General features: G+C 65.7%; 21 protein-coding genes and 3 pseudogenes. 15 read left to right on the top strand and 9 right to left on the bottom strand.

Features of this window, described 5'->3' with window-relative positions; all coding sequences use genetic code 11:
* Positions 1–38 precede the first annotated feature (38 nt).
* The 4 genes and pseudogenes from earP to ABID97_RS10615 all read left to right on the top strand — a co-directional run bounded on the left by earP (position 39) and on the right by ABID97_RS10615 (position 3,657).
* Positions 39–1,139 carry an elongation factor P maturation arginine rhamnosyltransferase EarP gene (gene earP, locus ABID97_RS10630; RefSeq protein ID WP_354398459.1) on the top strand — a complete coding sequence of 367 codons (1,101 nt, stop codon included), beginning with the start codon at positions 39–41 and terminating at the stop codon, positions 1,137–1,139.
* 175 nt (positions 1,140–1,314) lie between these two features.
* Positions 1,315–1,869 (top strand): elongation factor P, encoded by a 555-nt coding sequence (efp, locus tag ABID97_RS10625; protein ID WP_028258883.1) that lies wholly within the window; start codon positions 1,315–1,317, stop codon positions 1,867–1,869.
* An 81-nt stretch (positions 1,870–1,950) separates the two neighbouring features.
* The gene (locus tag ABID97_RS10620; protein ID WP_354398458.1) at positions 1,951–2,730 is read left to right on the top strand and encodes a crotonase/enoyl-CoA hydratase family protein; all 780 of its coding nucleotides are present in this window, start codon (positions 1,951–1,953) and stop codon (positions 2,728–2,730) included.
* A gap of 61 nt (positions 2,731–2,791) precedes the next feature.
* Positions 2,792–3,657 (top strand): annotated as a pseudogene (locus ABID97_RS10615) (LOG family protein).
* On the opposite strand, the gene ABID97_RS10610 reads toward ABID97_RS10615, so the two are convergent.
* Genes ABID97_RS10610 through pncB form a run of 5 tightly spaced genes read right to left on the bottom strand, consistent with a single transcriptional unit; the run spans position 3,652 to position 9,886 of the window.
* Positions 3,652–4,821: an MFS transporter gene (locus ABID97_RS10610; RefSeq protein ID WP_354398457.1), complete on the bottom strand. Its 1,170-nt coding sequence runs from the start codon at positions 4,819–4,821 to the stop codon at positions 3,652–3,654. The pseudogene ABID97_RS10615 and the gene ABID97_RS10610 sit on opposite strands and share 6 nt — an antisense overlap.
* Positions 4,818–6,197: a DNA recombination protein RmuC gene (locus tag ABID97_RS10605; RefSeq protein ID WP_354398456.1), complete on the bottom strand. Its 1,380-nt coding sequence runs from the start codon at positions 6,195–6,197 to the stop codon at positions 4,818–4,820. Before ABID97_RS10605 ends, ABID97_RS10610 begins: the two co-directional genes overlap by 4 nt.
* Before the next feature lie 32 nt (positions 6,198–6,229).
* A complete protein-coding gene (locus ABID97_RS10600; RefSeq protein ID WP_354398455.1) occupies positions 6,230–7,216 on the bottom strand; it encodes a 2-hydroxyacid dehydrogenase in 987 nt (328 codons plus the stop codon).
* An 11-nt stretch (positions 7,217–7,227) separates the two neighbouring features.
* Positions 7,228–8,640, bottom strand: coding sequence for a sodium:proton antiporter (locus ABID97_RS10595; RefSeq protein WP_354398454.1), 1,413 nt, complete (start codon positions 8,638–8,640; stop codon positions 7,228–7,230).
* 25 nt (positions 8,641–8,665) lie between these two features.
* The gene (pncB, locus tag ABID97_RS10590) at positions 8,666–9,886 is read right to left on the bottom strand and encodes a nicotinate phosphoribosyltransferase (RefSeq protein ID WP_354398453.1); all 1,221 of its coding nucleotides are present in this window, start codon (positions 9,884–9,886) and stop codon (positions 8,666–8,668) included.
* A gap of 182 nt (positions 9,887–10,068) precedes the next feature.
* Between pncB and ABID97_RS10585 the strand changes: the two genes are divergently transcribed.
* Together ABID97_RS10585 and ABID97_RS10580 are read left to right on the top strand one after the other, a co-directional pair.
* A complete protein-coding gene (locus ABID97_RS10585) occupies positions 10,069–10,302 on the top strand; it encodes a CsbD family protein (RefSeq protein ID WP_354398452.1) in 234 nt (77 codons plus the stop codon).
* A gap of 71 nt (positions 10,303–10,373) precedes the next feature.
* On the top strand, positions 10,374–10,781 hold the full coding sequence (locus ABID97_RS10580) for a hypothetical protein (RefSeq protein ID WP_354398451.1): 408 nt from the start codon (positions 10,374–10,376) through the stop codon (positions 10,779–10,781).
* A gap of 78 nt (positions 10,782–10,859) precedes the next feature.
* On the opposite strand, the pseudogene ABID97_RS10575 reads toward ABID97_RS10580, so the two are convergent.
* Positions 10,860–11,304: pseudogene (locus ABID97_RS10575) on the bottom strand (acyl-CoA thioesterase).
* Positions 11,301–12,227, bottom strand: coding sequence for a histone deacetylase family protein (locus ABID97_RS10570; RefSeq protein ID WP_354398450.1), 927 nt, complete (start codon positions 12,225–12,227; stop codon positions 11,301–11,303). Before ABID97_RS10570 ends, ABID97_RS10575 begins: the two are co-directional and overlap by 4 nt.
* A 181-nt stretch (positions 12,228–12,408) precedes the next feature.
* Between ABID97_RS10570 and ABID97_RS10565 the strand changes: the two genes are divergently transcribed.
* The 4 genes from ABID97_RS10565 to ABID97_RS10550 all read left to right on the top strand — a co-directional run bounded on the left by ABID97_RS10565 (position 12,409) and on the right by ABID97_RS10550 (position 15,968).
* A complete protein-coding gene (locus ABID97_RS10565; RefSeq protein WP_354401730.1) occupies positions 12,409–12,960 on the top strand; it encodes a phasin family protein in 552 nt (183 codons plus the stop codon).
* 128 nt (positions 12,961–13,088) lie between these two features.
* Complete coding sequence (locus ABID97_RS10560; RefSeq protein ID WP_354398449.1) at positions 13,089–13,847, top strand: 3-hydroxyacyl-CoA dehydrogenase; 759 nt, start codon at positions 13,089–13,091, stop codon at positions 13,845–13,847.
* 235 nt (positions 13,848–14,082) lie between these two features.
* Positions 14,083–15,729 carry a transglutaminase family protein gene (locus ABID97_RS10555; RefSeq protein WP_354398448.1) on the top strand — a complete coding sequence of 549 codons (1,647 nt, stop codon included), beginning with the start codon at positions 14,083–14,085 and terminating at the stop codon, positions 15,727–15,729.
* On the top strand, positions 15,726–15,968 hold the full coding sequence (locus ABID97_RS10550; protein ID WP_354398447.1) for a hypothetical protein: 243 nt from the start codon (positions 15,726–15,728) through the stop codon (positions 15,966–15,968). The genes ABID97_RS10555 and ABID97_RS10550 overlap by 4 nt, the downstream gene beginning before the upstream one ends.
* A gap of 198 nt (positions 15,969–16,166) precedes the next feature.
* On the opposite strand, the pseudogene ABID97_RS10545 reads toward ABID97_RS10550, so the two are convergent.
* Positions 16,167–17,012 (bottom strand): annotated as a pseudogene (locus ABID97_RS10545) (YihY/virulence factor BrkB family protein); the annotation flags it as partial.
* 83 nt (positions 17,013–17,095) lie between these two features.
* On the opposite strand from ABID97_RS10545, the gene dnaG reads away from it, so the two are divergent.
* The 5 genes from dnaG to sugE all read left to right on the top strand — a co-directional run bounded on the left by dnaG (position 17,096) and on the right by sugE (position 24,560).
* The gene (dnaG, locus tag ABID97_RS10540) at positions 17,096–19,072 is read left to right on the top strand and encodes a DNA primase (RefSeq protein ID WP_354398445.1); all 1,977 of its coding nucleotides are present in this window, start codon (positions 17,096–17,098) and stop codon (positions 19,070–19,072) included.
* 337 nt (positions 19,073–19,409) lie between these two features.
* A complete protein-coding gene (gene rpoD, locus ABID97_RS10535; RefSeq protein WP_354398444.1) occupies positions 19,410–21,764 on the top strand; it encodes an RNA polymerase sigma factor RpoD in 2,355 nt (784 codons plus the stop codon).
* A 91-nt stretch (positions 21,765–21,855) separates the two neighbouring features.
* Positions 21,856–23,091 carry a multidrug effflux MFS transporter gene (locus ABID97_RS10530; protein ID WP_354398443.1) on the top strand — a complete coding sequence of 412 codons (1,236 nt, stop codon included), beginning with the start codon at positions 21,856–21,858 and terminating at the stop codon, positions 23,089–23,091.
* A 4-nt stretch (positions 23,092–23,095) separates the two neighbouring features.
* Entirely contained in the window at positions 23,096–24,217 is a 1,122-nt protein-coding gene (locus ABID97_RS10525; protein ID WP_354398442.1) for an HPP family protein, read from the top strand.
* Between the two features lie 22 nt (positions 24,218–24,239).
* Positions 24,240–24,560, top strand: coding sequence for a quaternary ammonium compound efflux SMR transporter SugE (sugE, locus tag ABID97_RS10520; RefSeq protein WP_354398441.1), 321 nt, complete (start codon positions 24,240–24,242; stop codon positions 24,558–24,560).
* 25 nt (positions 24,561–24,585) lie between these two features.
* Here the strand turns inward: sugE and ABID97_RS10515 are convergent, their stop codons facing one another.
* The gene (locus ABID97_RS10515; RefSeq protein WP_354398440.1) at positions 24,586–25,572 is read right to left on the bottom strand and encodes a tripartite tricarboxylate transporter substrate binding protein; all 987 of its coding nucleotides are present in this window, start codon (positions 25,570–25,572) and stop codon (positions 24,586–24,588) included.
* Between the last annotated feature and the right edge of the window lies 1 nt (position 25,573).

Below are 25,573 nucleotides of genomic sequence, written 5' to 3'. Positions count from 1 at the left end.
GGCGTGTCGCGACCCCGAAGAAAGGCACACTCCCACCCATGCAATGGGACATCTTCTGCAGGGTGATCGACAACCACGGCGACCTGGGCGTGTGCTGGCGGCTGGCCAGCCAGTTGGCGGCCCTCGGCGAGCGCGTGCGCCTGTGGATCGACGATGCCACGGCACTGCGCTGGATGGCGCCCACGGGCTGCGACGGCGTGCGCGTGGTCGATTGGCTCGACCCCGCCGCCGTCGCCCGGGCCGCGGCGGCCCCGCCGCCCGACGTGCTGATCGAAGCCTTCGGCTGCGACCCGGCGCCCGAACTGGTCGCGCGATTCGCCGAGGCTCCGGCCGAAGGCGCGCCGGCCCGGTGCTGGATCAATCTCGAATACCTCTCGGCCGAGCCCTATGTGGAGCGGCTGCACGGCTTGCCCTCCCCCGTCTTCAAGGGGCCGGGCGCGGGGCTGACCAAGCGCTTTTTCTACCCGGGCTTCACGCCCGCCACCGGAGGGCTGCTGCGGGAGCCCGGCCTGCTGGAGCGCCGGGCGCGCTTCGATCGCGCGCAATGGCTCGCTGCGCATGACATCCCCTGGCGGGAGGGCGAGTGCCTCGTCTCCCTCTTCTGCTACGAGCCGCCCGCGCTGGCCCAGCTGCTCGAGCAGCTGGCTGCCGGTACCGAGCCAACGCGGCTCCTGGTGACGTCCGGCCGCGCGGCGCACGCACTGGGCGCCTTCTTCGCGAGCCCGGAATTGCCCGCCGGCCGGTCGCCGCAAGGCTTCGGCGCGCTGTCGATTTCGTACCTGCCCTACCTCACGCAGTTCGATTTCGACCATCTCCTGTGGGCCTGCGACCTGAACTTCGTGCGCGGCGAGGATTCGCTCGTGCGCGCGCTCTGGGCCGGCGCTCCTTTGGTCTGGCAGATCTATCCGCAGGACGACGACGCGCACCACGTGAAGCTGGGGGCGTGGCTGGACTGGATTGGCGCGCCTCCCACGCTGCGCCAGTTCCACCACGCCTGGAATGGCTTCGGGGACGCTCCCCTGCCCCCTGCGGAAACCGAAGGCCCTTGGCGCGAAACCGCGCAGGCGGCGCGCGAAAAGCTGTGCTCCCAGCAAGACCTGGTCACGCAATTGCGGCATCTGGTCGCCGGAAAAAGCTAAAATAGCGGGCTTTGCGGATTTCGGCCCGGATTTACACAGATCCGAGATGCTGTCCGCCAAACCTGCCGCGGGACATGTACCGCGGGGCCAATCACGCTCGGCAAGGGCTTTTGCAACACTGCAAGCGTCGCCGATGGCCCCGTGCACCGAGCGGCCAACATCCAGAGAACCTGACATGAAAATCGCTCAAGAAATCCGCGCCGGCAACGTCATCATGCACGGCAAGGACCCGATGGTCGTCCTGAAGACCGAATACAGCCGCGGCGGCCGCAATTCCGCCACCGTGCGCATGAAGCTCAAGAGCCTGATCGCCAACTTCAACACCGAAGTGGTCTTCAAGGCCGACGACAAGATCGACCAGATCGTGCTCGACAAGAAGGAGTGCACCTACTCCTACTTCGCCGACCCGATGTACGTCTGCATGGACACCGAGTACAACCAGTACGAAGTCGAAGCCGAGAACATGGGCGACGCCCTCAACTACCTCGAAGACGGCATGGCGGTCGAAGTGGTGTTCTACGACGGCAAGGCCATTTCGGTCGAACTGCCCACCAGCGTCGAGCGCGAAATCACCTGGACCGAGCCGGCCGTCAAGGGCGACACCTCGGGCAAGGTCATGAAGCCCGCCAAGATCGCCACCGGCTTCGAAGTGCCGGTGCCGCTCTTCGTTGCGCAAGGCGACAAGATCGAGATCGACACCCGCACCGGCGAATACCGCAAGCGCGTCTGAGCGCTTCCGGCCGGCTGGCCGGCGCATCACGAAAAGGCTCCGCAAGGAGCCTTTTTCCGTTGGCGGGCTTACCCTTCGGCCATGAACACCTCCGCCAGCGTCCGAACCGAGACCGATGGGCCGGTCAGCACCATCGTCATGAGCCGCCAGAGGCAGCGCAACGCCGTCGACCGTCCCATGGCCGATGCGCTGCGCGCCGCCTTCGAACGCTTCGAGGCCGACGACAGTCAGCGTGTCGCCGTGCTGTGGGGCGAACACGGCACTTTCTGCGCGGGCGCCGACCTGGGCGCGGTCGGCGATCCGGCCCGGCGCAATGAACTCGATCCCGAAGGCGGCGGCTCCGCTCCGATGGGCCCCACCCGCATGGCGCTTTCAAAACCGCTGATCGCCGCCATCAGCGGCCATGCGGTGGCCGGCGGGCTGGAACTCGCGCTCTTGGCCGACCTGCGCGTGGCCGAGGAAGACGCCGTGCTCGGGGTGTTCTGCCGGCGCTGGGGCGTGCCGCTGATCGATGGCGGAACGGTTCGGCTGCCGCGCCTCGTCGGCATGGGCCGCGCACTCGACCTCATCCTGACCGGCAGGGCCGTGGACGCCAGGGAGGCGGGCGCGATGGGCCTCGTCGACCGCGTGGTGCCCCGCGGCCAGTCGCGCCAGGCGGCGGAAGCGCTGGCGCACGAGATCGCGTCCTTTCCCCAGCAATGCATGCTGGCGGACCGCCATTCCGCCTATGCACAATGGGACTTGCCGCTGGCCGAGGCACTGCGGCAGGAAGGCCGCCTGGGCGTGCCGATCGTCGCGGCCGAGGGCGCGGCCGGCGCCCGGCGCTTCGTTCAGGGCGCGGGCCGGCACGGCACTTTCTGAACCGGCGGGCATGCCGGTTGCAAGGCTGCACAATCCATGAGTCTTCCTGTCTGATTCCTCCATGAACAACACGCACGATCTCCACGACAAACGCCTCGCGGACGCCTGGGCCACCCTCAAGTCGCACTCCGAAAAAGGCCTTCCGCTCGATCCCGATCCTTCGCGCCTCGCCTTCGCCGATCCGGAATTCCTGCTGCGCCGCGAAACCCGCGGCATCCGCATGCAGCTGGAGCTGATGAAGCCCGACCTGGAGCAGCGCGCCCACGGCATCGAGAACACCGTGGTGGTCTTCGGCAGCGCACGCTTCCGCAGCGAGGAAGAGGCAGCCGCGCTCGTCGCGCAGGCCGACGCCGCGGGCGACGCGGTGGCGGCCGAGCGCTGGCGGCGGCTGGCGCGCAGCTCGCACTACTACGAGAAGGCGCGCGCCTTCGGCAAGCTGGTGGCGCAGTACAGCAGCGACAAGGACCCCGAGGACAAGCTGTTCGTCTGCACCGGCGGCGGCCCCGGCATCATGCAGGCGGCCAACCGCGGCGCGCACGAGGGCGGCGGCATCTCGGTCGGCCTGGCCATCGCGTTGCCCATGGAGGAGGAAGCCAACCCCTACGTCACGCCGGCGCTGAGCTTCAAGTTCCACTACTTCGCCATCCGCAAGATGCATTTCATGATGCGTGCGAAGGCGCTGGTGGCGTTTCCCCGGGCGGCTTCGGCACGCTTGACGAGCTGTTCGAGGTGATCACGCTCGTGCAGACCCGGAAGTCCAAGCCGGTGCCGATCGTGCTGTTCGGCTCGGCCTACTGGAAGAAGCTGATCGACTTCGACTTCCTCATCGAGGAAGGCGTGATCTCGCCGACCGACGTGAAGCTGTTCGAATACGTCGATGCGGCCGACGACGCCTGGGACGCGATCAAGCGCTTCTACAAGCTATAAGGGCGCCTTCAGGCCCCAGGTGGCCCGCGCGCCCAACGCAACGACGCCGCCCACCACCCAGAAGACGCCCGCGATCCCGATCAGCGCGCCGAGCGATCCGAACAGCATCGGCATCGCCACGCTCGACGCGTTGATGGTCATGAGCCTGAGGCCCAGCGCCTCGCCGTGGCGCGTGTGCGGCGTGATCTGGTGCAGCATGCTCATCACCATCGGCTGCACCGCCCCCAGGGCAAAACCCAGGATCACCGAGCACAGGGCCATGGTCCAGGCCGAGTCGAGCAGCGGATACACCGCGAACACCCCGGCCGTGACGAGGGTGGATACCAGGATCACGCTGCGCTCCGAGGCGCGGGACGCGACCAGGGGCAGCACCACCCGGATGACGGCCGCGGCAATGGCGAAGGCGCCGAGGATGGAGCCGATCACCGAGGCGCTGATGCCGCGGTCGTGCCCCAGCACCGGCAGCACGAAGGCATGCACGTCCCAGCTCGACGACTGCAGCCAATTCACGAACAGCAGGCGGCGGAACATCGGCTCGCGCAGCAGGTCCCAGGCCCGCGTGCCTGCCGCGCCAGCTGCGGTTTCCGTGGGCGGCGGCTCGTGCGCGCTGCGGGCAAACAGCCAGCACAGGATGGGAAAGGCCGCCATCACTGCGAAGCAGACCCGGAAGGCCAGCATGTCCGCGGGCACGCGCCCCGCGTGATCGATGAGCATGCCGGCCACAAACGGGCCGACGAAATTGGCGACCGCGGGCGCAATTGCCAGCCAGCTGAACACGCGCTTGAGCTGCGTGGCGTTGGTGGCGGAACGGCCGACGTGGCGCTGCAGCGCAATGACGGTTGCGCCGGTGGCACCGCCGGTCAGCAGCGCCGCAACGCACATGGCCGGAAAAACCGGAAAGACCACCACGAGGCCCGCACCGGCCGAAGCCGCAATGACCGAAAGCCAGAGCGGCCGCTTGAACCCGTGCCGGTCGGCAAAGCGGCCCGCGGGCAGCGCGAGGAACACCTGCGTGAGCGCGAACAGCGAGATCAGCACGCCGACCGCCGCAGCACTGTATCCCTGCTGCAGTGCCAGGAGCGGCGTTGCGAGCCGCATGCCGGCCATGGTGGCGTGCAGGCAGACCTGGGCGCCGATCACGCGCAGCAGTTCGGAGCCTTTCACGGAATGTCGCCGCCTTCGCCACCTTCGCTGTCGGCGGTGGACGGCAGCAGCAGCTGCGACTGCGACTCGGGCAGCGCCTCCACCTTGCGCAGCGCCAGGCGCATCTGCTTGGCGCGCGTGTCGGCCTTGTCGAGCGTGTCGGAAGCCTTGGCCACCTGCTCCTTGATGCGCGAAACCCATTCGCCATAGCGCTCGAACTCGGTCTTGACGGCGCCCAGCACCTTCCAGACCTCGGACGCCTGGTGCTCCAGCGCCAGCGTGCGAAAGCCCATGTGCAGGCTGTTGAGCATGGCCAGCAAGGTGGTCGGCCCGGCCAGCGTCACGCGGTGCTGGCGCTGGATGGCGTCCATCAGGCCGGGCCGTCGCAGCACTTCGGCATAGAGGCTTTCGACAGGCAGGAAGAGGATGGCGAAATCCGTGGTGTGCGGCGCCGCCAGGTAGTTTTCGGCGATCGACCTGGCCTCGCTGCGCACGCGCGCCTCGAGCGCCTTGGCTGCAAGTTCGGCACCGGCCGCGTCGGCACGCTCGTGCGCATCGATCAGGCGCTCGTAGTCGTCGCGCGGAAACTTGGCGTCGATGGGCAGCCATACCGGCGCGCCATCGTCGCCGCGGCCGGGGAAACGGATCGCAAAGTCGACGCGCTGGCCGCTGCGCGGCTTGGTCTCGACCTGCTTGGCGTACTGGTCGGGCGTGAGCACCTGCTCGAGCAGCGCCTCGAGCTGCACTTCGCCGAACACGCCGCGCGTCTTCACGTTGGTCAGCACCCGCTGCAGGTTGCCGACGCCGACCGCCAGGGTCTGCATTTCACCCAGGCCCTTGTGCACCTGCTCGAGCCGGTCGGCCACCTGCTTGAAGCTCTCGCCCAGGCGCGCCTCGAGCGTGCTCTGCAGTTTCTCGTCGACGGTCTTGCGCATTTCGTCGAGCTTGGCGGCGTTGGTCTGCTGCAGCTGCGCGAGCTGCGTTTCCATGGTCGTTCGCACTTCGGCCAGGCGCCGCGCGTTCGATTCGGCGAGGCCCTGCAGCTGGGTGTTGAGCGTGTCGGCCAGCGTCTTCTGCAAGGAGGCGAGCTGCAGCGAAAAGGCGTCGAGCTGGGCATTCTGCGTGCGGGTGGCCTCGGCGCCCTGCTGCACCAGCGCCTGCTGGAACGTGGCAAAGGCCTGCGCCGTTTCCTGCCGAGCGCCGCGCGAGCTCTCGCCGATCTCATGGCGCAGCTCGCGCTCGGTGCGTTCGTTGGCCGCGCCCATGGCGGCCAGCACCGACAGCATTTGGCCGTGGTCGGGCCTGGGCTGCCGCCGCGCGAGCAGCCACACCAGGAGCGCGAGCTGCACGGCCGCGAGCGCAGCCAGCAGGAGAAGGATCAAGTCGGGAAGTGCCAAGGTCGGAGTGCCGCGTCGCTGCTCGCCGTTGATTACCTGGCGGCCGGCGGAACGGGCGTGACGGGCGTGAGCGGGCCCTTGCCGCCGAACCAGGCAATGAGGTTGTCGGCCGCAAGATCGGCCATGGCGCGGCGCGTGGGCACGGTGGCGCTTGCGATGTGCGGCGTGAGCACCACGTTGGGCACGGTCAGCAGGTCGGGGTGGACCTTGGGTTCGCCCTCGAACACATCGAGCCCCGCGGCCGCAATGCGCTTCTCGCGCAGTGCCACGGCCAGCGCCGCGTCATCGACGATGCCGCCACGCGCGATGTTCACCAGCGTGGCGGTCGGCTTCATGAGCGCGAGCTCGGCCGCGCCGATGGTGTGGTGCGACGCCGGCGAATACGGCACGACCAGGACCACGTGGTCGGCGGTCCTGAGCAGCTCTTCCTTGCTTGCATAGCTGGCCTTGCATTCGGCTTCGAGCGCGGCGTCCAGGCGGGAGCGGTTGTGATAGACCACCTTCATGCCGAAGCCGTGCGCGCCGCGCCGGGCAATGCCCTGCCCGATGCGGCCCATGCCGATGATGCCGAGCGTCGAGCCGTGGATGTCGGAGCCGGCGAACATGTCGTAGCTCCACTTCTGCCACTTGCCCGCGCGCAGGAAGTGTTCGCTCTCGGTGATGCGGCGGGCCGTCGCCATCAGCAGCGCAAACCCGAAGTCGGCCGTGGTTTCGGTGAGCACGTCGGGCGCGTTGGTGCCGAGCACGCCGTGCGCGGCCATCGCGTCGACGTCGAAGTTGTTGTAGCCCACGGCCATGTTGGCGCAGATCTTGAGGTCGGGACAGGCGTCGAGCACCGCGGCGTCGATGCGCTCGCTGCCGGTGGTGAAGGCGCCCTGCTTGCCCTGGAGCCTGGCGATCAGCTGCTCCTTGCTCCAGCTCTCGTCAGACTGGTTGGACTCGACCTCGAAGTGCTGAGAGAGGCGCTCGATGGTTTCGGGAAAGACCGCGCGGGCAACAAGGATCTTGGGCTTGCTCATGGTGTTGGCTCTCAACGGAAGAAGATGAAGGTGGAAAGAACGAACAGCGGAATCAGGATGGCGACGGACCAGCCCATGTAGCCGAAGAAGCTCGGCATGCGCACGCCGCGGCTCTCGGCAATGGCCTTGACCATGAGGTTGGGCGCGTTGCCGATGTAGCTGTTGGCACCCATGAACACGGAACCGGCCGAGATGGCGGCCAGCGTGGTGGCGTAGGTGGTCATGAGCGCCACGGGATCACCTCCCGCGGTGTTGAAGAACACCAGGTAGGTCGGCGCGTTGTCCAGGAACGAGCTGAGGATGCCGGAGGCCCAGAAATACATGGCCGGATCGGGCTGGCCGTCGGGCTTGGTCACGGCCGCGATCACGGCGGCGAACGGCCCGTGCGCACCGGCCTTCAGCATGGCGATCACCGGGATGATGGTCAGGAAGATGCCCGCGAACAGCTTGGCCACTTCGGCCATCGGTCCCCATTCGAACTGGTTGTCGGCATGCACCTTGGGCGCCGTGGTCTTGAACGAGACCAGCGTGATGGCGACGAGGCCCACATCGCGCACCAGTCCCGGCAGCCCGACGCGCGTGCCGAACACCTCGAAGCCCACGGGCGATTTCCAGAGGCCCGACAGCAGCACCAGGAAGACCACGCCGCCCAGCAGCCAGAAATTGGCGGCACCGTCGAAGCCGACCCGGCGTGTGTCGGGCGTCGGGTCGAACGGCAACACCCCCTCCTTGCGGTAGTGGTAGCGGTCGATGACATAGAACAGCGCCAGCAGCATGCCGACCAGGAACAGCGTCTCGGGCAGGATGTTGCGCGCCGTCCAGAAAAAGTCGACGCCCTTCAGGAAGCCGAGGAACAGCGGCGGATCCCCCAGCGGTGTGAGCGAGCCGCCGGCGTTCGACACGATGAAGATGAAGAACACCACCACGTGCGCCTTGCTCACGCGGTTGTCGTTGGCGCGCACCAGTGGCCGGATCAGCAGCATCGAGGCGCCGGTCGTGCCCATGAGGCTCGCGAGCACCGCGCCGATCGCAAGAATGGCCGTATTGAGCCCGGGCGCGCCATGCAGGTTGCCGCGGATGTGGATGCCCCCTGCCACCGTGAACAGCGCCGTGAGCAGGATGATGAAGGGGATGTATTCCTCGACCAACGCATGCACCAGCTGGGAGCCGGCCAGCGGCACCCCGTGGATCACGGCAAAGGGAAGCAGGAAAGCCAGCGCCCAGGCCGCCGAGATCTTGCCGTAGTGGTGATGCCAGACCGAAGGGGCGAGCAGCGGCATCAGCGCGATCGACAGCAAAAGGCCTGCGAAGGGGATTCCCCAGGGCGCCGACAGCCTGCTGCCGTCGAGGCTGGCAGCCATGGCAAGCGCGGGAAACATCATCGGCAGCACTGCGGCCGCCGCCAAGCGAACTATTTTTTTCATCGGGCCGTACCGTACCAGACGGACGTCAGGCCGGCGGCTGCTCGATCTCGAAAACCTGACGCAGATACGCGAGGTATTTCTCGTCCTCGCACATGTTCTTGGACGGGGTGTCCGACAGCTTGGCCACCGGCTGCCCGTTGCAGGTGATCATCTTGATGACGATCTGCAGCGGCTCGTAGCCCAGGTCGTTGGTCAGATTGGTGCCGATGCCGAACGCCAGCTGGCAGCGGCCGCGGAACTGCTGGTAGAGCTCGATGGTGCGCGGCACCGTGAGGCTGTCGCTGAAGATCAGCGTCTTGGTGCGCGGATCGACCCGGTTGGCGATGTAGTGGGCCAGCATGCGCTCGCCCCACTGGAAGGGATCGCCGCTGTCGTGGCGCGCGCCGTCGAACAGCTTGCAGAAGTAGAGGTCGAAGTCCCGCAGGAAGGCGCTCATGCCGTAGACGTCGGACAGCGCAATGCCCAGGTCGCCGCGGTATTCGCGGGCCCAACTCTCGAAGCCGAAGATCTGGCTGTCGCGCAGCCGCGGCCCGAGCCCCTGGCAGGCCTGCAGGTATTCGTGCGCCATGGTGCCGAGCGGAATGAGGCCGAGCTTCATGGCATAGAGCACGTTGCTGGTGCCCGCGAGCTGGGGCAGCCGCGCGCCGGGCCGGGATTGCACCGGCGGCGAGGTGACGGCGCCCAGCCTGGCATTGAGGGTGCGAAGAACTTCTTCGTGCCAGTCCTTGGAGAAGCGGCGGCGCGTGCCGTAGTCGGCAATCTTGAGGTCGGCGAGGCCGGCATCCTGCAGCTGGCCGATCTTCGTTTCCAGGCGCCGCCGGCCTTCTTCGAGATCGGGCTTCTTCTGCGTGTTGCGAAAGTAGACCTCGTTCACGATCGCGAGCACCGGGATCTCGAACAGGATGGTGTGCAGCCACGGGCCCTTGATGCGGATCTCGAGCTCGCCCGAGGGCTGGGGCGTGATGCTGATGTATTTCTCGTTGAGCCGGAACAGCCCCAGGAAATCGACGAAGTCGCTCTTGATGAAGCGCATCGAGCGCAGGTAGGTCAATTCGGCGTCGCGAAACTGCACGGAGCAGAGGCTGCGCACCTCTTCGCGGATCTGCCCCGCGAATTGCGCCAGGTCGATGCCCGGGTTGCGGCACTTGAAGCGGTACTCGACCTGGGCTCCCGGGAAGTGATGCAGCACGACCTGCATCATGGTGAACTTGTAGAGGTCAGTGTCGAGCAGGCTGTGAATGATCATGGTGCTTTGGCGGCGCGCGTTGTCCCGGTCTTTTTCGGCGTGCGTCCGATTATCACGGGCAGCGTCGGCTTGTGCCTACGGCCCCAGCACAGGGCGTCCTACCGTCAGGGTGAATGGCTGACGCGACAGTGTCTTCACGGCAGACCGATGAGTCGGCCGAGTCAACACTGAAGGAGATTCGCATGAACAAGGACACCATCGAAGGCAACTGGAAACAGCTCAAGGGCAAGGTGAAGGAGCAATGGGGCAAGCTGACCGACGATGACTTCGACGTGATTGCGGGCAAGCGCGACCAGCTGCTCGGCCGTATCCAGGAACGCCATGGCATCAGCCGCGACGAGGCCGAAAAACAGGTCAAGGAATGGGAAACCCGCGACGGCCGCTCGCCGGACGCTCTCTGGTACGAAAAGTACTGAGCAAGCGGGGCGCCCAGGGGCGTCCCTCGGTTCCCAACCTCCAGATTCATCTCAACCCGAAGGAAAAACCAATGAAAAAACATCTGCTCATGCTCGCGCTCGCCTCCACCTGCTTCATGGCCACGCAGGCCGGCGCGATGACCAAGGACGAGTACAAGGCCGGCAAGGACAAGATCGAAGCCGACTACAAGGCGGCCAAGGCCCAGTGCGACGCGCTGAAGGACAATGCCAAGGACGTCTGCCAGAAGGAAGCCAAGGGCAAGGAAAACGTTGCCAAGGCCGAACTGGAACAGCAGTACAAGCCCAGCGACTCGCATGCCCGCAAGGTGGCTGAAGAGAAGGTCAAGGCCAACTACGAAGTCGCCAAGGAAAAGTGCGATGACCAGGCCGGCGATGCCAAGGCTGCCTGCGTGAAGCAGGCCAAGGCCGACGAATCGCAAGGAAAGGCCGACATCAAGGCCATGAAGAAGTCCATGTAAGAACGAAGCGCCCAGCGGCCTGAAAACGGCCGCGTGGCAAGGACACATCGGCGCCCGCGGGCGCCGATTGCTTTTGGGTCAGGCTTTCAGCGAATCGACCACGCGTTGCAGCGCCTCGGGCAGTGGCACCGGACGCTGCGTGGGCCCGGTCCACGTACACGTGCACGAAATGGCCCTGGGCGGCAGCCGTATCGACGCCTTCGGCAAACAGCGCGATCTCGTAGCGCACGCTGGAACGCCCCGCCTGGGCCACCCGGATGCCGGCTTCCACCGTCTGGGGAAAGACGATGGGGGCGAAATAGTTGCACTGCGTCTCGACCACGAAGCCGATGGTCTGCCCCTGGTGGATGTCGAGTGCGCCGCGCTCGATCAGGAGCGCATTCACCGCCGTGTCGAACCAGCTGTAGTAGACGACGTTGTTGACATGGCCGTACATGTCGTTGTCGGCCCAGCGCGTCGGGATGCTGCGGAACGCGCGGTAGCTGCTTCGGGAATGCGGCGTGGGTTTGTTGGCGGAGCTCATCGCGCGGCATTTTGCCAGCGGCGCCAGTAGTCGAGCGCCACCCTGAAGGTGCCCAGCTGCACCTGCACCGTCTCGGCGATGTCGGTCGCGTAGCCGCCCGCCATGGCAAACGCCAGCGGAATGCGGCGCTGCCAAGCCCAGTCGAACACCCGCCGGTCGCGCGCCTCCAGCCCGTCGAAGCTCAGCTTGAGCCGCCCGAGCCGGTCGCGCTCGAAGGGGTCGGCGCCCGCCAGGTAGATCACCAGGCCGGGCGCGAAGCGCCGGTCGAGCTCGTCGAGCGCATGTTCGAGCGCGGCGAGGTAGTCGGCATCGCCGCAGCCGTCGGCCAGTTCGACGTCCAGGTCGCTCGTCTCCTTTCGGAATGGGAAGTTCTTCTGCCCGTGCATGGAGAGCGTGAAGACGCTCGGGTCGCTCCTGAAGATGCTGGCCGTGCCATTGCCCTGGTGCACGTCCAGGTCGATCACCGCGATGCGCAGCTGCCGGCCGCTGCGGCCGTGCTCCGCCTGCATGAGGCGGGCAGCCACGGCGGCGTCGTTGAAGACGCAGAATCCCCCACCCTTGTCGGCATAGGCATGGTGCGTGCCGCCCGCCATGTTGGCCGCGACCCCGCCGGCAAAGGCCGCACGGCAGGCCGCGATGGTCGCGCCGGTGGAGCGGCGCGAGCGCTCGACCATGGTCTCGCTCCAGGGAAAGCCGATCTCCCGCATGGCCTGCGGGCTCACGCTGCCGTCGCTGATGGCGGCAATCCACTGCGGCGTGTGGGCCAGCGCCAGCTCGCCATCGGTGGCGCGGGGCGCCGGGTCCATGTCGATGGCCGGCAGGTGCTCCAGCAGGCGGTCGCGCAGCATGGCGTAGCGCGACATGGGAAAGCGGTGGCCCGGAGGCAGCGGCAAGACGAACTGGCCGGAATAGAAGGCGCGCATGGCCTGCATTCTGGAGCGCCGGCCGAATTTAGAAAGTGTGTTCTAAATTGCTGCAAAGCAGCAAAACCCCCTTGATCAGAAATCTGTGCTGCCTATACTTGAGGCCATGCTGCACCGCAACATAAGTGACGAGGGGCAGCGCACCGTGACCCGACCACCATCCCTTTTCTGGAGTTTCCACATGGCCCTGACCGCTGACCAAATCCTCGCCGCCCAAAAAGCAAACCTCGAAACCCTGTTCGGCCTGACCACCAAGGCATTCGAAGGCGTGGAGAAGCTCGTCGAGCTGAACGTGACCGCTTCCAAGGCTGCCCTGGCCGAAGCCGCCGGCACCGCCCAAGCCGCCCTGAACGTCAAGGACGCGCAAGAACTGCTGACGCTGCAAGCCAGCCTGTTCCAGCCCCTGGCCGAAAAGACCGCCGCCTACAGCCGTCACCTGTATGACATCGCCCAAGGCACCGGCGCCGAATTCACCAAGGCTTTCGAAGTCAAGGCCGCTGAAGCCCAGCAAACCTTCGTCGGCCTCGTCGACAGCGCTTCCAAGAACGCACCTGCCGGTTCGGAAACCGCCGTTGCCGTGCTGAAGAGCGCCGTGGCTGCCGCCAACAACGCTTTCGAATCGGTCCAGAAGGCTGTCAAGCAGGCTTCCGACGTCGCCGAAGCCAACTTCAACGCCGTGTCGTCGCAAGCCGTCGCCGCTGCCAAGACCGCCACCAGCACGCGCAAGCGCTAAGCTGCCGGCTTTACCAGTTGTCTCCTTGGGTCCTCACGGATCCAATTCAGGCCTCATCTTCGGATGAGGCCTTTTTTTTGGCCGGCGCGCGTCTTCGATAATGCAAGTCTCATTTCAGGAGACTCTCCATGCAGATCGACGGCAAGGTTTTTATCGTGACCGGTGGCGCTTCGGGCCTCGGCGAAGGCACGGCGCGCATGCTGGCGGCAAACGGCGGCAAGGTGGTCGTTGCCGACATGCAGGCTGAAAAAGGCGAGGCCGTCGCGAAAGACATCGGCGGCGTCTTCGTCAAGTGCGACGTGAGCCAGGAGGCCGACGGCCAGGCCGCGGTTGCAGCCGCGCTGAAGCTCGGCAAGCTGGTGGGCCTGGTCAACTGCGCGGGCATTGCGCCGGCCGAGAAAACGGTGGGCAAGAACGGCGCCCACGCGCTGGCGGTGTTCAGCAAGACTGTCACGGTCAACCTGATCGGCAGCTTCAACATGATCCGCCTCGCGGCCGAGGCCATGAGCAAGAACGAGCCCGAAGCCACGGGCGAACGCGGCGTGCTGATCTCGACCGCCTCGGTTGCAGCCTACGACGGCCAGATCGGCCAGGCGGCGTACAGCGCCTCCAAGGGCGGCGTGGTCGGCATGACGCTGCCCATTGCACGCGACCTGGCGCGCAACGGCATCCGCAACATGACCATCGCCCCCGGCATCTTCGGCACGCCCATGCTCTTCGGCATGCCGCAGGAAGTGCAGGACGCACTGGCCGCCAGCGTGCCCTTTCCCTCCCGCCTGGGCACGCCCGAGGACTACGCCAGGCTCGCGAAACACATCATCGAGAACGACATGCTCAACGGGGAGGTGATTCGTCTCGACGGAGCGATTCGACTTCCTCCCCGGTAAAACGCGCATAAACAGGGAGCTTCGCTCCCTTTTTTAGCGTACTGATTTATGGCAGCTAGCGGGTTGGGGCACTGCTGCCGCATCGCCTGGCAGCAGGGCCCGAGGCCGCCGTGATGATGTGTTCGCCGCGTGCCTGCGTAACTATCAAGTCGTCACTTGATCGAGACGTGATTTAGTCGGCACGCCGGAACGAAAACTGGGATCACGTCGGATGCGGGCGCGATAAAGTCCGCCCGTGCGAAGCATCTCTTTACCTTCGTTCGCTGGGAGATTGTGGTTTCTGTCGTGGGCATTGCTGGCGCTGTTGCCACCACAAGCTCACGCGCAGCGCATTACACATGCCTATGACTCACAGTACAAGATTATCCGGGCGATCCTTGAGCAGCCTGAGTCTCAAATGGACTTGGGCGTCATCAAGCTGACCATAGACCAGATGATCGACCCGGCAACCGACAAGGCCGCTTTGCTCAGGCAACTCGATGTGATGGCCTTGGAGATCAAGGCTCTCTTTCCGCTCGGCGCAAGCAACTTGGACAAGTTCAAGACCTTGCGCGACTACCTTTACCGACCGTCTTCGATCAGTGGTCGGCAACCGTTCCTGTACAACCTCGCAGACGATCTCAATCCGAGCGCGAGGCTGCTTTCCGTCTACCTGAATACTCGGAAGGGCAACTGTGTCTCCATGCCCTTGCTGTTCGTCATTCTCGGACAGAAGCTCGGAATTCCAGTCACGATCACCACGGCGCCCCAGCATCTCTATGTGAAGTTTCGCGGCGACAACGGCCTTTGGTTTGGCGTGGAAGCAACCAACGGCGGCAGCTGGGCCGAGGATCCGTGGCAAGAGAAACAGTTTCCAACGCTCACGCCGCGGGCCATCGCAAGCGGCATCTACATGCAGCCACTCACCAGGAAGGAAACCGCAACCGTCATCATCGACTCGCTGCTGGGTGACTACGAGGCCCACAAGAGCAATGAAGCTGACGAAGCGCGCATCAGGCTGGCCCTGCTCGCGCTTGAATACTACCCAAAAGATATCGATGCAATGATCCATGCCTACCTCGGCTACAGAGGTTTAAGGGCAACGACTATTCATCGACAAGTACCCGCAAACATCCGACATACCCATGAGCCTGCGGCCGCGGTTCGAGCAGTTGGACAACGGGTGGCAGTACTGGGGGAACAAGGCCAAAGCGCTGGGCTTCCAAGCACCAACTCCCGCCACGAAGGCCGCGTACCGCGAGAGAATCCAACGTGCCAGGGCTGGCGGCATAACCCAATAAAGCCAAGATCAATTCAGGGGGATAGAACCATGAGCAATTGGGCAAGAAAACTGACCATCGCTGGGTCGATATTTATCGGTCTGCTGAGCGGCGCTCATGCCGTCTATGTCGATGGCAATCCGGCGAACTACGTCGACCCGACGGGTCTTGATCTAGTCGTGGTCACAGGCGGCCGTCGCGAGGCCACCAACCCTTTTGGCCACACCGCGCTGGGTGTCACTGGGGCGGGCATCTATAGCTACGGCAATAACACTCCACTAGGCAGTTCTCCATTGAGCTACCTTGATTCACAAAGTCAGTTCCGCGATCAACAGGTGACGATCATCCCTCGCACGCCTGAGCAAGATAGGGCGGCCCTCGACAACTTGTCGCGCAACAGTTGTAGGAACTGCGTGGGGTTACTCGATAACTGCGCAGTCAGAACGGACACTGCATTGCGAGCCAGTGGCGTGAACACGAACATGTCTCCTTTCCCTGGGGGTGTAGCGCGCGATGCAATGCGCGCACCCGGAGCCACTGACTACTACATTCCCAAAGGCGGCCCGATTCCTCCCGGGGTCGTCGACGCGCTAAGGCCCTTCAATCCGCCAAACGTGCCATGAAAAACAAGCCGCAAAACATTTACAGATGGACGGCCATCGTCTGGCTGGTAGGCGTGGTAGCGCATTTGATCTGGTCGGTGTTACAGCAACGCGAGCAGCCGCCCACGGATGAGGTTTATACGCAGGCACTGCCCTTCCAGATCGCCAGCTTCGCTTTTAGCAGCCTGCCCTATTGGCTTGGCGCCTTGCTTATCATTCTGATCATTGAGTTCGCGACCTTTGGGCGCAAAGCACCTTGATCGGGAGATGGAGTTCAGTCCACTTCGGGATCAGTTTTTGTCCCGATGAGATCCCCGCCCGGGATTCCGGACTTTTTACCGTCATCGAGAACGACATGCTCAACGGGGAGGTGATTCGTCTCGACGGAGCGATTCGACTTCCGCCCCGGTGATCGGCGGCACCGCCGTGCTGCCGGTGCGGTCCAGGCGCTCGTACTGGGCGATGACCTGGGCGCCCAGCAGCACGAGCGTGGCGGCAATCTCCAGGCTCAGCAGCACCACGATGGCGGTGGTGAGCGAGCCGTACACCACGTTGACCTGCGAGAGCGTCGTGAAATACCAGATCAGCACATGCCGCGTGCCCTCCCACAGCAGCGCGGCCGTCACGCCGCCGAGCAGCGCATGGCGCAGCGACATTCGGCCCGCCGGCATCACGAGGTAGAGCGAGGTCAGCATGAAGATCTCGCCGCCCAGCCCGAGCAGGTAGAGCAGCAGCCCCGAGACACCCGACAGCGACCAGTCGCGCCCGAACAGGTCGACGCTTTCCTGCCCGACCAATTGCAGGGCGCCGGACACCAGGGTGACCAGCAGCAGCCCTGCGCACAGGCACAGGATGTAGAGGTACGGCATGACGGCGGAGACCAGGAAATGGCGCTTGTGGTCGGCCTTGCGGTGGTGAAAGATCACCGCCATGGCGCTTTCGAGCACGCTGAAGGCCAGCGAGCTGAAGAAGATCATCGTCACCACGAGCACCGGCCCCATCACATCGCGATGGTCGAGAAAGTTCGACAGTTCCGTCACGATCGCCTTGGACTGCCCCGGCAGCAGCCATTCGAGGTAGCGGCCGATGGTGCGCAGCAGCTCGGCCTGCTCGATCACGTGCGACATCGCGATCACGCTCACGATCAGGAGCGGCACGATGGACAGCAGGGCGTAATAGGCCACCGCGCCCGCGAGCAGCAGGCCCTGGTTGGCACGGAAGGCCTTGAGCGCATCCCAGACAAAATTCAGGGGATGGCGCAGGAGCAGCGGCGGGGCGTGGTGCAATGGTTTGGGCGTCGTCATCCGTGGACTCCGGATCCTGCCGAGTATGGCGTCGGCGCGCAGGCGTCCGGCCGCTTGCGTATGATTTGCCGCTCTTCGCCTACATGACCATCCCCGCCTCTTTCATCCAGGAACTCATCGCGCGCGCCGATGTGGTCGAAATCGTCGGGCGCTATGTGCAGCTCAAGAAGGCCGGCGCCAATTTCATGGGGCTGTGTCCGTTCCATGGCGAGAAATCGCCCTCCTTCTCGGTCAGCCCCACCAAGCAGTTCTATCACTGCTTCGGCTGCGGCGTGCATGGCAATGCCATCGGCTTTCTCATGGAGCACGCGGGCATGGGCTTCGTCGAGGCGGTGCATGACCTGGCCGGCCAGTACGGCCTGCAGGTGCCCGAGGACGACGCCTCCCCGGCCGAGCGGGCCCGCGCCGCCAACCAGCGCCAGAAGCAGGCCACGCTGACCGACGTGCTCGAAAAGGCCGGCGAGGCCTACCGCAAGGCGCTGCGGCAGGCGCCGGGCGCCATCGAATACCTCAAGGGCCGCGGCGTCTCGGGCGAAGTAGCCAAGCAGTTCGGCATCGGCTATGCGCCCGCGGGCTGGCGCACCCTGGCCAGCGTGTTTCCCGACTACGACGACCCGCTGCTCGCCGAAAGCGGGCTGGTGATCGTCAACACCGAAGACGGCGCCGAGGACGCCAAGCGCTACGACCGCTTCCGCGACCGCGTGATGTTCCCGATCCGCAACGTCAAGGGCGAATGCATCGGCTTCGGCGGCCGGGTGCTGGGGGACGAAAAGCCGAAGTACCTCAACTCGCCCGAAACGCCCGTGTTCAGCAAGGGCCGGGAGCTCTACGGCCTGTACGAGGCGCGCGCCGCCTTCCGCGAGCGCGGCTATGCGCTGGTGACCGAGGGCTACATGGACGTGGTCGCGCTCGCGCAGCTCGGGTTCCCGAACGCGGTGGCCACCCTGGGCACAGCCTGCACCACGGAGCATGTGCAGAAGCTCTTCCGCTTCACCGAGTCGGTGGTGTTCAGCTTCGACGGCGATGCGGCCGGGCGCCGGGCCGCGCGCAAGGCGCTCGACGGCGCCCTGCCCTATGCCACCGACGTGCGCAGCATCAAGTTCCTGTTCCTGCCGGCCGAGCACGATCCCGACAGCTTCATCCGCGAATTCGGCGCCGATGCCTTCGCCCGCTTCGTGGCCGAGGCCACGCCGCTCTCGCGCTTCATGATCGAGGCCGCGCGCGACGGCTGCGACCTGACCACCGCCGAAGGCCGCGCCCACATGAGCAGCAATGTCCGGCCGCTCTGGAGCGCCATGCCCGACGGGGCGCTCAAGCGGCAGCTGCTGAGCGAGATCGCGACGCTGGTGCAGCTGGACGCGGCCGCCTTGTCGGAACTCTGGGCCGCTACGCCCGGGCCCCGGAAGGCGGCCCCGGCGCCGGCCGCGCGGCATGGCGGCGAGCCTGGCGACCCCTTCGACTACGCCGACATGCCGCCGCCGTCGGAGTATGAGCCCCCGCGCTACGAAAACGATAGCAAGCCGCGCGGCAAGTTCATCAAGGGCAAACGCTGGGGCGGCAAGTTCGAGGCGCCCATCGAGCCGCTGCGCGGACGAGGCAAGCCGCCGAGCCGTCCCGACGTGGCGGTGCGGCTGCTGCTGTCGAACATGGCGCAGTGGGATGCCCTGTCGCACGAACTGCACGTCATGCTCTGCGACCTGCCCGGCCCGCACGGCGCGCTCTTCACCTGGCTCGACAGCCAGTTGCACGAGCACGGCGTACAGCCCTGGGCGGCACTGCGCGAAGGCATGCGCGGGCTCGATTTCGAGGCGCTGGCGGAGCGGCTCATGAGCGTTGCGGAGAGCGCGCCGCCGGCCGAGGGCGAAGAAGACCAGCACCTGGCCGATGCCGCCAGGGAGCTGTCGAGCGTGCTGGATTTCATGCTCGACGACCTCCTCAAGGCCCAGCAGAGCGAGGCCATTGCCGCCGTGGGCTCGGACCCCAAGGCACTGGAACGCTACAAGGCGCTCGAGGCGCGAAGGCTGGAGCTGCGCGCCCGCCTCAAGCCGTCAGGGTCATAAAACTGCTTGAAATTTGCGCAATAGGCTATAATGTAAGGCTTCGCAACTGGCGAAATTAGGTAAGAGCGACAGCAGCACCTCCGGGCCGACCCCTAGCGCAACGCACTCCAACGGAAAGAATCCGTCGGAAAGGGTCAATAACCGCAAGGACTGCACACCAAATGTTCGCCCGACATCTTGCCTGACGAGGAATTTTCTTCCTCTTTCCCAATTGTCTTGTCCGTGCCTGCGCGCGGGCTTTGAGTATGGCCCGTGCCTGTGCGCGGGCCGTGGTGGCGCTGCCCGCGTGCGGTGCGCCTGTGATTTCGCTTGGTCCATCTTGCTGTAACGAGGTCGTATGCCCAGTTCAAAGAAGCCTGCTCCTTCACTCGCCAAAGGCGCCGCCGCAAAGCCTGTCGCAGAAAAACCGTTGAAAGCTGGCGCTATGCCAGCAACTAAGACGGGTGCCGCCGCGTCCAAATCGGCAGCCGCAACGAAAGTGAAAACCGTGTCCACGAAATCGACCCCCATCGACGATCCGAAAAAAGCTGCCGCCAAGACGGTCGCCACCGCCCCTGCCGCCAAGAAAGTAGGCCGTCCGCCCAAGGCGGCCGGCGCCGCCGCGCCCGCCACCGGTGCCAAGCGCGGCCGCAAGCCCAAGGCCGGCAACGACGCGCCCGAGAGCGACATCGACCTGTCGGACATCGAGGAAGACCTGGCCGGCGACGAACCGGCGGTCGCCTCGACCACCGAGGAAAAGGTCAAGCCGCTGCGCATGAAGATCAGCAAGGCGAAGGAACGCGCCTTGATGAAGGAGTTCGGCCTGGACGAGACCGTGCTCTCCGAGGAAGACCTGGCCAAGCGCCGCTCGCGCCTGAAGACCCTGATCACGCTCGGCAAGACCCGCGGCTACCTCACGCACGGCGAAATCTCCGACCACCTGCCCGACAAGCTGGTCGACGCCGAGACCATGGAAGTCGTGGTCACCATGCTCAACGACATGGGCGTGGCGGTGTACGAGCAGACGCCCGACGCCGAAACCCTGCTGCTGAACAATACCGCGCCCACCGCCACCACGGTCGAAGAGGCCGAGGAAGAAGCCGAAGCCGCGCTCTCCACCGTGGACAGCGAGTTCGGCCGCACCACCGACCCGGTGCGCATGTACATGCGTGAAATGGGCACGGTCGAGCTCCTGACGCGCGAAGGCGAAATCGAAATCGCCAAGCGCATCGAAGGCGGCCTGATGGCCATGATGGAAGCCATCTCGGCCTCCCCCGCCACCATCGCCGAAATCCTGCGCCTGGCCGCCGACATCCGTGAAGGCAAGGTCGTCATCTCCACCGTGGTGGACGGCTTCTCGAACCCCAACGAGGCCGACGACTACGTGGCCGAGGAAGACTTCGACGAGTTCGACGAGGAAGACGACGACGACGGCAAGGGCGGCTCCAAGGCGCTCACCAAGAAGCTCGAGGAACTCAAGCGCGACGCGCTCGAGCGCTTCGACCGCATCGCGTCGATGTTCGAGAAGGTCCACAAGATCTACGACAAGGAAGGCTACGGCACGCCGGCCTACCAGAAGGCCCAGCAGGCCCTGTCGGAAGAGCTCATGACCATCCGCTTCACGGCCAAGACCATCGAGAAGCTGTGCGACCTGGTTCGCACGCAGGTGGACGACGTGCGCAAGAAGGAGCGCGAGCTGCGCCGCATCATCGTGGACAAGTGCGGCTTCCCGCAGGACGAGTTCATCCGCGACTTCTCGGGCTACGACAAGAACGGCAACCGCATCCCGTCGAACCTGCTGAACCTCAAGTGGGTCGAGAAGCAGGCCGCCGCCGGCAAGCCCTGGAGCGCCGTGCTCGCGCGCAACATTCCGCCGGTGCAGGAGCTCCAGCAGAAGCTCACCGACATCCAGTCGCGCGTGGTGGTGCCGCTCACGCAGCTGAAGGAAATCAACAAGCGCATGAACGAGGGCGAATCGTCCTCGCGCGATGCCAAGAAGGAAATGATCGAGGCCAACCTGCGCCTCGTGATCTCCATCGCCAAGAAGTACACCAACCGCGGCCTGCAATTCCTGGACCTGATCCAGGAAGGCAACATCGGCCTCATGAAGGCGGTCGACAAGTTCGAATACCGCCGCGGCTACAAGTTCTCGACCTACGCCACGTGGTGGATCCGCCAGGCGATTACGCGGTCCATCGCGGATCAAGCTCGAACCATCCGCATTCCGGTGCACATGATCGAGACCATCAACAAGATGAACCGCATCTCGCGCCAGCATCTGCAGGAGTTCGGCTTCGAGCCCGACGCCGGCATCCTGGCCGCCAAGATGGAGATCCCGGAAGACAAGATCCGCAAGATCATGAAGATTGCGAAGGAGCCGATCTCGATGGAAACCCCCATCGGCGACGACGACGATTCGCACCTGGGCGACTTCATCGAGGACAGCAGCAACACGGCGCCCATCGAGGCAGCGATGCAGGCGGGCCTGCGCGACGTGGTGAAGGACATCCTCGACAGCCTGACCCCGCGCGAAGCCAAGGTGCTGCGCATGCGCTTCGGCATCGAGATGAGCACGGACCACACGCTGGAAGAAGTCGGCAAGCAGTTCGACGTGACCCGCGAGCGCATCCGCCAGATCGAGGCAAAGGCACTGCGCAAGCTCAAGCACCCGAGCCGCTCCGACAAACTGCGCAGCTTTATTGATACGCTCTGATCCGGTCTCCGGTATTTCTCTCTGACGAGGAGGCGCCCGCAAGGGCGCTTTCTTTTTGGCCCCTACCGATAAGAAAAATGGAGCAATCCTCATGAATCCCGATGCCGCCAAGCTCTGGCAGGCTCCGCGCTGGGCGCTCGCCGTGCTGCTCGCCGTCCTGGGCATGCTCGGTCCCTTTTCCATCGACACCTACATCCCGGCCTTCTCGGGCATTGCGCGCTCCATCGGCGCCACGCCGGCCGAGATGCAGCAGACACTTTCGGCCTACCTGTTCGGCTTTGCCTTCATGAACCTGTTCCACGGCGCGCTGTCGGACAGCTTCGGCCGCCGGCCGGTGGTGCTCTGGGGACTCGCGGTGTTCACCCTCGCCTCGCTGGGCTGCGCGCTGTCGCAGAACATTGCGCAGCTGGTGCTGTTCCGCGGGCTGCAGGGCCTCTCGACCGGTGCCGGCATCGTGGTGTCGCGCGCCGTGATCCGCGACATGTTCCCGCCCGCCGACGCGCAGCGCGTGATGAGCCAGGTGACCATCTACTTCGGCGTGGCGCCGGCCATCGCGCCCATCGTCGGCGGCTTTCTCTTCGTGCATGCCGGGTGGCACGCCATCTTCTGGTTCCTGGTCGCGGTCGGCGTGATCCTGTTCGTGGCCAACTACAAGCTGCTGCCCGAAACGCTGCACCAGAGCCAGCGCCAGCCATTCCAGGTGCGGCACCTGATGCGTGGCTACTGGGATCTTTGCTCGGACCCGCGCTTTCTGCTGCTCGCCTTCGCGAGCGGCGTTCCGTTCAACGGCATGTTCCTCTACGTGCTGGCCGCGCCCGCCTTCCTCGGCGACCACCTGGCGCTCGCACCCACGCAGTTCTTCTGGTTCTTCCTGCTGACCATCGGCGGCATCATGTCGGGCGCATGGGCCAGCGGCCGCATGGCGGGCAAGGTGGCCCCCAAGCGGCAGATCCGCGACGGCTTCCTGATCATGCTGGTGACCTCGCTGGTGAACGTGGTGGCCAACTGGCTCTTCACCGCGCATGCCGTGTGGGCGCTGTGGCCCCTCGCGGTGTTCGCTTTCGGCTGGGCGCTGATGGTGCCCGTCGTGACGCTGCTGGTGCTCGACCTGCACCCCGAGCGGCGCGGCATGGCCTCGTCGCTGCAGGCCGTCATCGGCTCCACCGCCAACGGCGTCGTGGCCGGCGTGGTGGCGCCGCTGGTCATGCACTCCACGCTGGCGCTGGCGCTGACCTCCACGCTGATGCTGGGCATCGGCCTTGTCGCCTGGGTGTGGCTGCACGGGCAGTGGCCCGAGATCGGCCGCCGGGTCGCCGCGGAGGCCTGACGCCATGCCGCAGCTTTCCGCCTTGTTGACGCATGCGCGCGCCTGGCTGCCGGGCCGCAACACCGTCGATGCGCGCGAGCGCATGCGTGCCGTGGCCGGGGCCGCCATCGGCTTGCTCATCACCGCCTTGCTGTGCCGCTGGATGGCCCAGGCGGTGGATGTCAGCATCTGGCTGATCGCGCCGATGGGCGCGAGCGCGGTGCTGGTGTTCGCCGTGCCCGCCAGTCCCCTGGCGCAACCCTGGTCGGTGGTTGTCGGCAATACGCTGTCCACCCTGGTGGGCATCGCCTGCATCCGGTGGATCCCCGACCCGGCCTGGGCGGCGGCCATTGCCGTCGGCGGGGCCATCGGGCTGATGTTCGCCACGCGCAGTCTGCATCCCCCGGGCGGCGCCGCGGCATTGCTCGCGGTGCTGACCCACACCGATCACTTCTCGGCGGCCCTGTTTCCCACGTTCACGAATTCCCTTTTGCTGGTGCTCGCGGGCGTGGCCTACAACTCCTTCACGGGCAGGCGCTATCCGCACGTGGTGCGCCCGCCTCCAGCCGATGCCCGCTTCAGCCAGGCCGACATCGACGCGGTGCTGGCGCGCTACAACCAGGTGCTGGACATCAGCCGCGACGACCTCGAGTCGCTGATCCAGCAGACCGAACTCGAGTCGTACAAGCGGCGGCTCGGCACGCTGCACTGCAGCGACATCATGTCGCGCGAACCCGTGTCAGTGGAATTCGGCACGCCGCTGCAGGAGGCCTGGATGCTGATGAACCAGCGCCGGATCAAGGCGCTGCCGGTGATCGACCGCACCCGGCGCGTGGTCGGCATCGTGACGCAGGCCGACTTCTTCCGCCTGCTCGACCTCGAACACCACGAGGGCATTGCCGGGCGCCTGCGCGACCTGATCCGCGCCACGCGCACCGTGGTGTCGAACAAGCCCGAGGTGGTGGGCCAGATCATGACCCGGCAGGTGCGCGTGGCCAGCGCCGACCGTCCGGTGGTCGACCTGGTGCCGCTGTTCTCCGAGGGCGGCCACCACCATATCCCCATCATCGACCATGAAAAACGCCTCACGGGCATGATCACGCAGTCGGACTTCGTGCGTGCCCTCTACAGTGCCGTGCGGCCGTAGAACCGGACTTCAAGGAGCGCGCATGGCGTGGATCGTTCTGCTGGTGGCGGGCCTGCTCGAAATGGGCTGGGCCATCGGCCTCAAGTACACCGAAGGGTTCACCAGGCTGTGGCCGTCGATCGGCACGGCCGCCTCGATGGTGCTCAGCGTGGTGCTGCTGGGCTGGGCCATGCGCTCGCTGCCCGTGGGCACGGCCTACGCAGTGTGGACCGGCATCGGTGCCGTGGGCACGGTGATCCTGGGCATCGTGCTGTTCCACGAGCCGGCCAATGCGGCCCGGCTGGTCTGCGTGGGCCTGATCATCGCGGGCATCCTCGGGCTCAAGTTCACGAGCGCGGCATGAACGCGGCGTGCAGCCTTGGCACCCCCTACTCGATCACCACGTTGGCCTTCTTCACCAGCGCCGCATAGCGCGCCGCTTCCGCACGGAAGTAGCTCGCGGCCTGCTCGGGCGAGGTGGGCTTGATGACGTTGCCCTGCTTGTCCATGGCTTCGCGCACCTCGGCGCTCGCGAAGGCCGCCGCCACGGCGTCGTGCACGCGCCGGATGTCGGCGGCCTGCATCTTCGGCGGGCCGATCACCGCGAACCAGCCCTCGACCGCGTAGTTGGGCAGGCCCTGCTCCGCGAGGGTCGGCATGTCGGGTGCGGCCGGCGAGCGCACCGGTCCGCACAGCCCGATCGCGCGCAGCGCGCCGCTCTTGAGGTGCGCCTGCACCGCGGGCAATGCCACCACGCCCATCTCGACCTGGCCCGCGATCATGTCCGTGACCATCGGGCCCGTGCCCTTGTAGGGAATGTGCCGCGCCTTCACACCGGCTTCGTCCATGAACATCTCGCCGGCCAGGTGGATGATGGTGCCGTTGCCGGACGACGCGTAGTTGTAGCTCTCGGGCTTGGCGCGCAGCAGCGCGACCAGTTCCTTCACGTTCCTGGCGGGCAGCTTGGGGTTGACCACCAGCACCAGCGGCGTCGCGCCCACCACGCTGATCGGCGTCACGTCGGCAATGGGGTCGAAGGGCATCTTCTTGTACACGGCCGGATTGATCACGTGGTTGTTCGACACCATGCCGAGCGTGAGCCCGTCGGGCGCGGCCTTGACGAGCGCCGAGGTGCCGGTGATGCCGCCCGCACCGGGCAGGTTCTCGACCACCACCGGCTGGCCGAACGCCTTGCCGAGCGCCACCGAGGCCGCGCGCACGATGGCGTCCACGCCCGAGCCGGCGCTGATGGGGAGGATGAAGCGGACCGGCTTGTCTGAGCCCTGTGCCAGCGCGGGCCATGCGGCGACGGCGGCAGCGCAGGTGCCAAGGCCCAGGACGGCGCGGCGGGTCAGGGAGGGAAGAATCTTCTGCATG

The sequence above is a fragment of the Variovorax sp. OAS795 genome, from assembly GCF_040546685.1.
In the GTDB taxonomy this organism is placed as follows: Bacteria; Pseudomonadota; Gammaproteobacteria; order Burkholderiales; family Burkholderiaceae_C; genus Variovorax.
The sequence above is the reverse complement of the archived record's forward strand: the minus strand, read 5'-3'. Positions and strand labels throughout refer to the sequence as shown.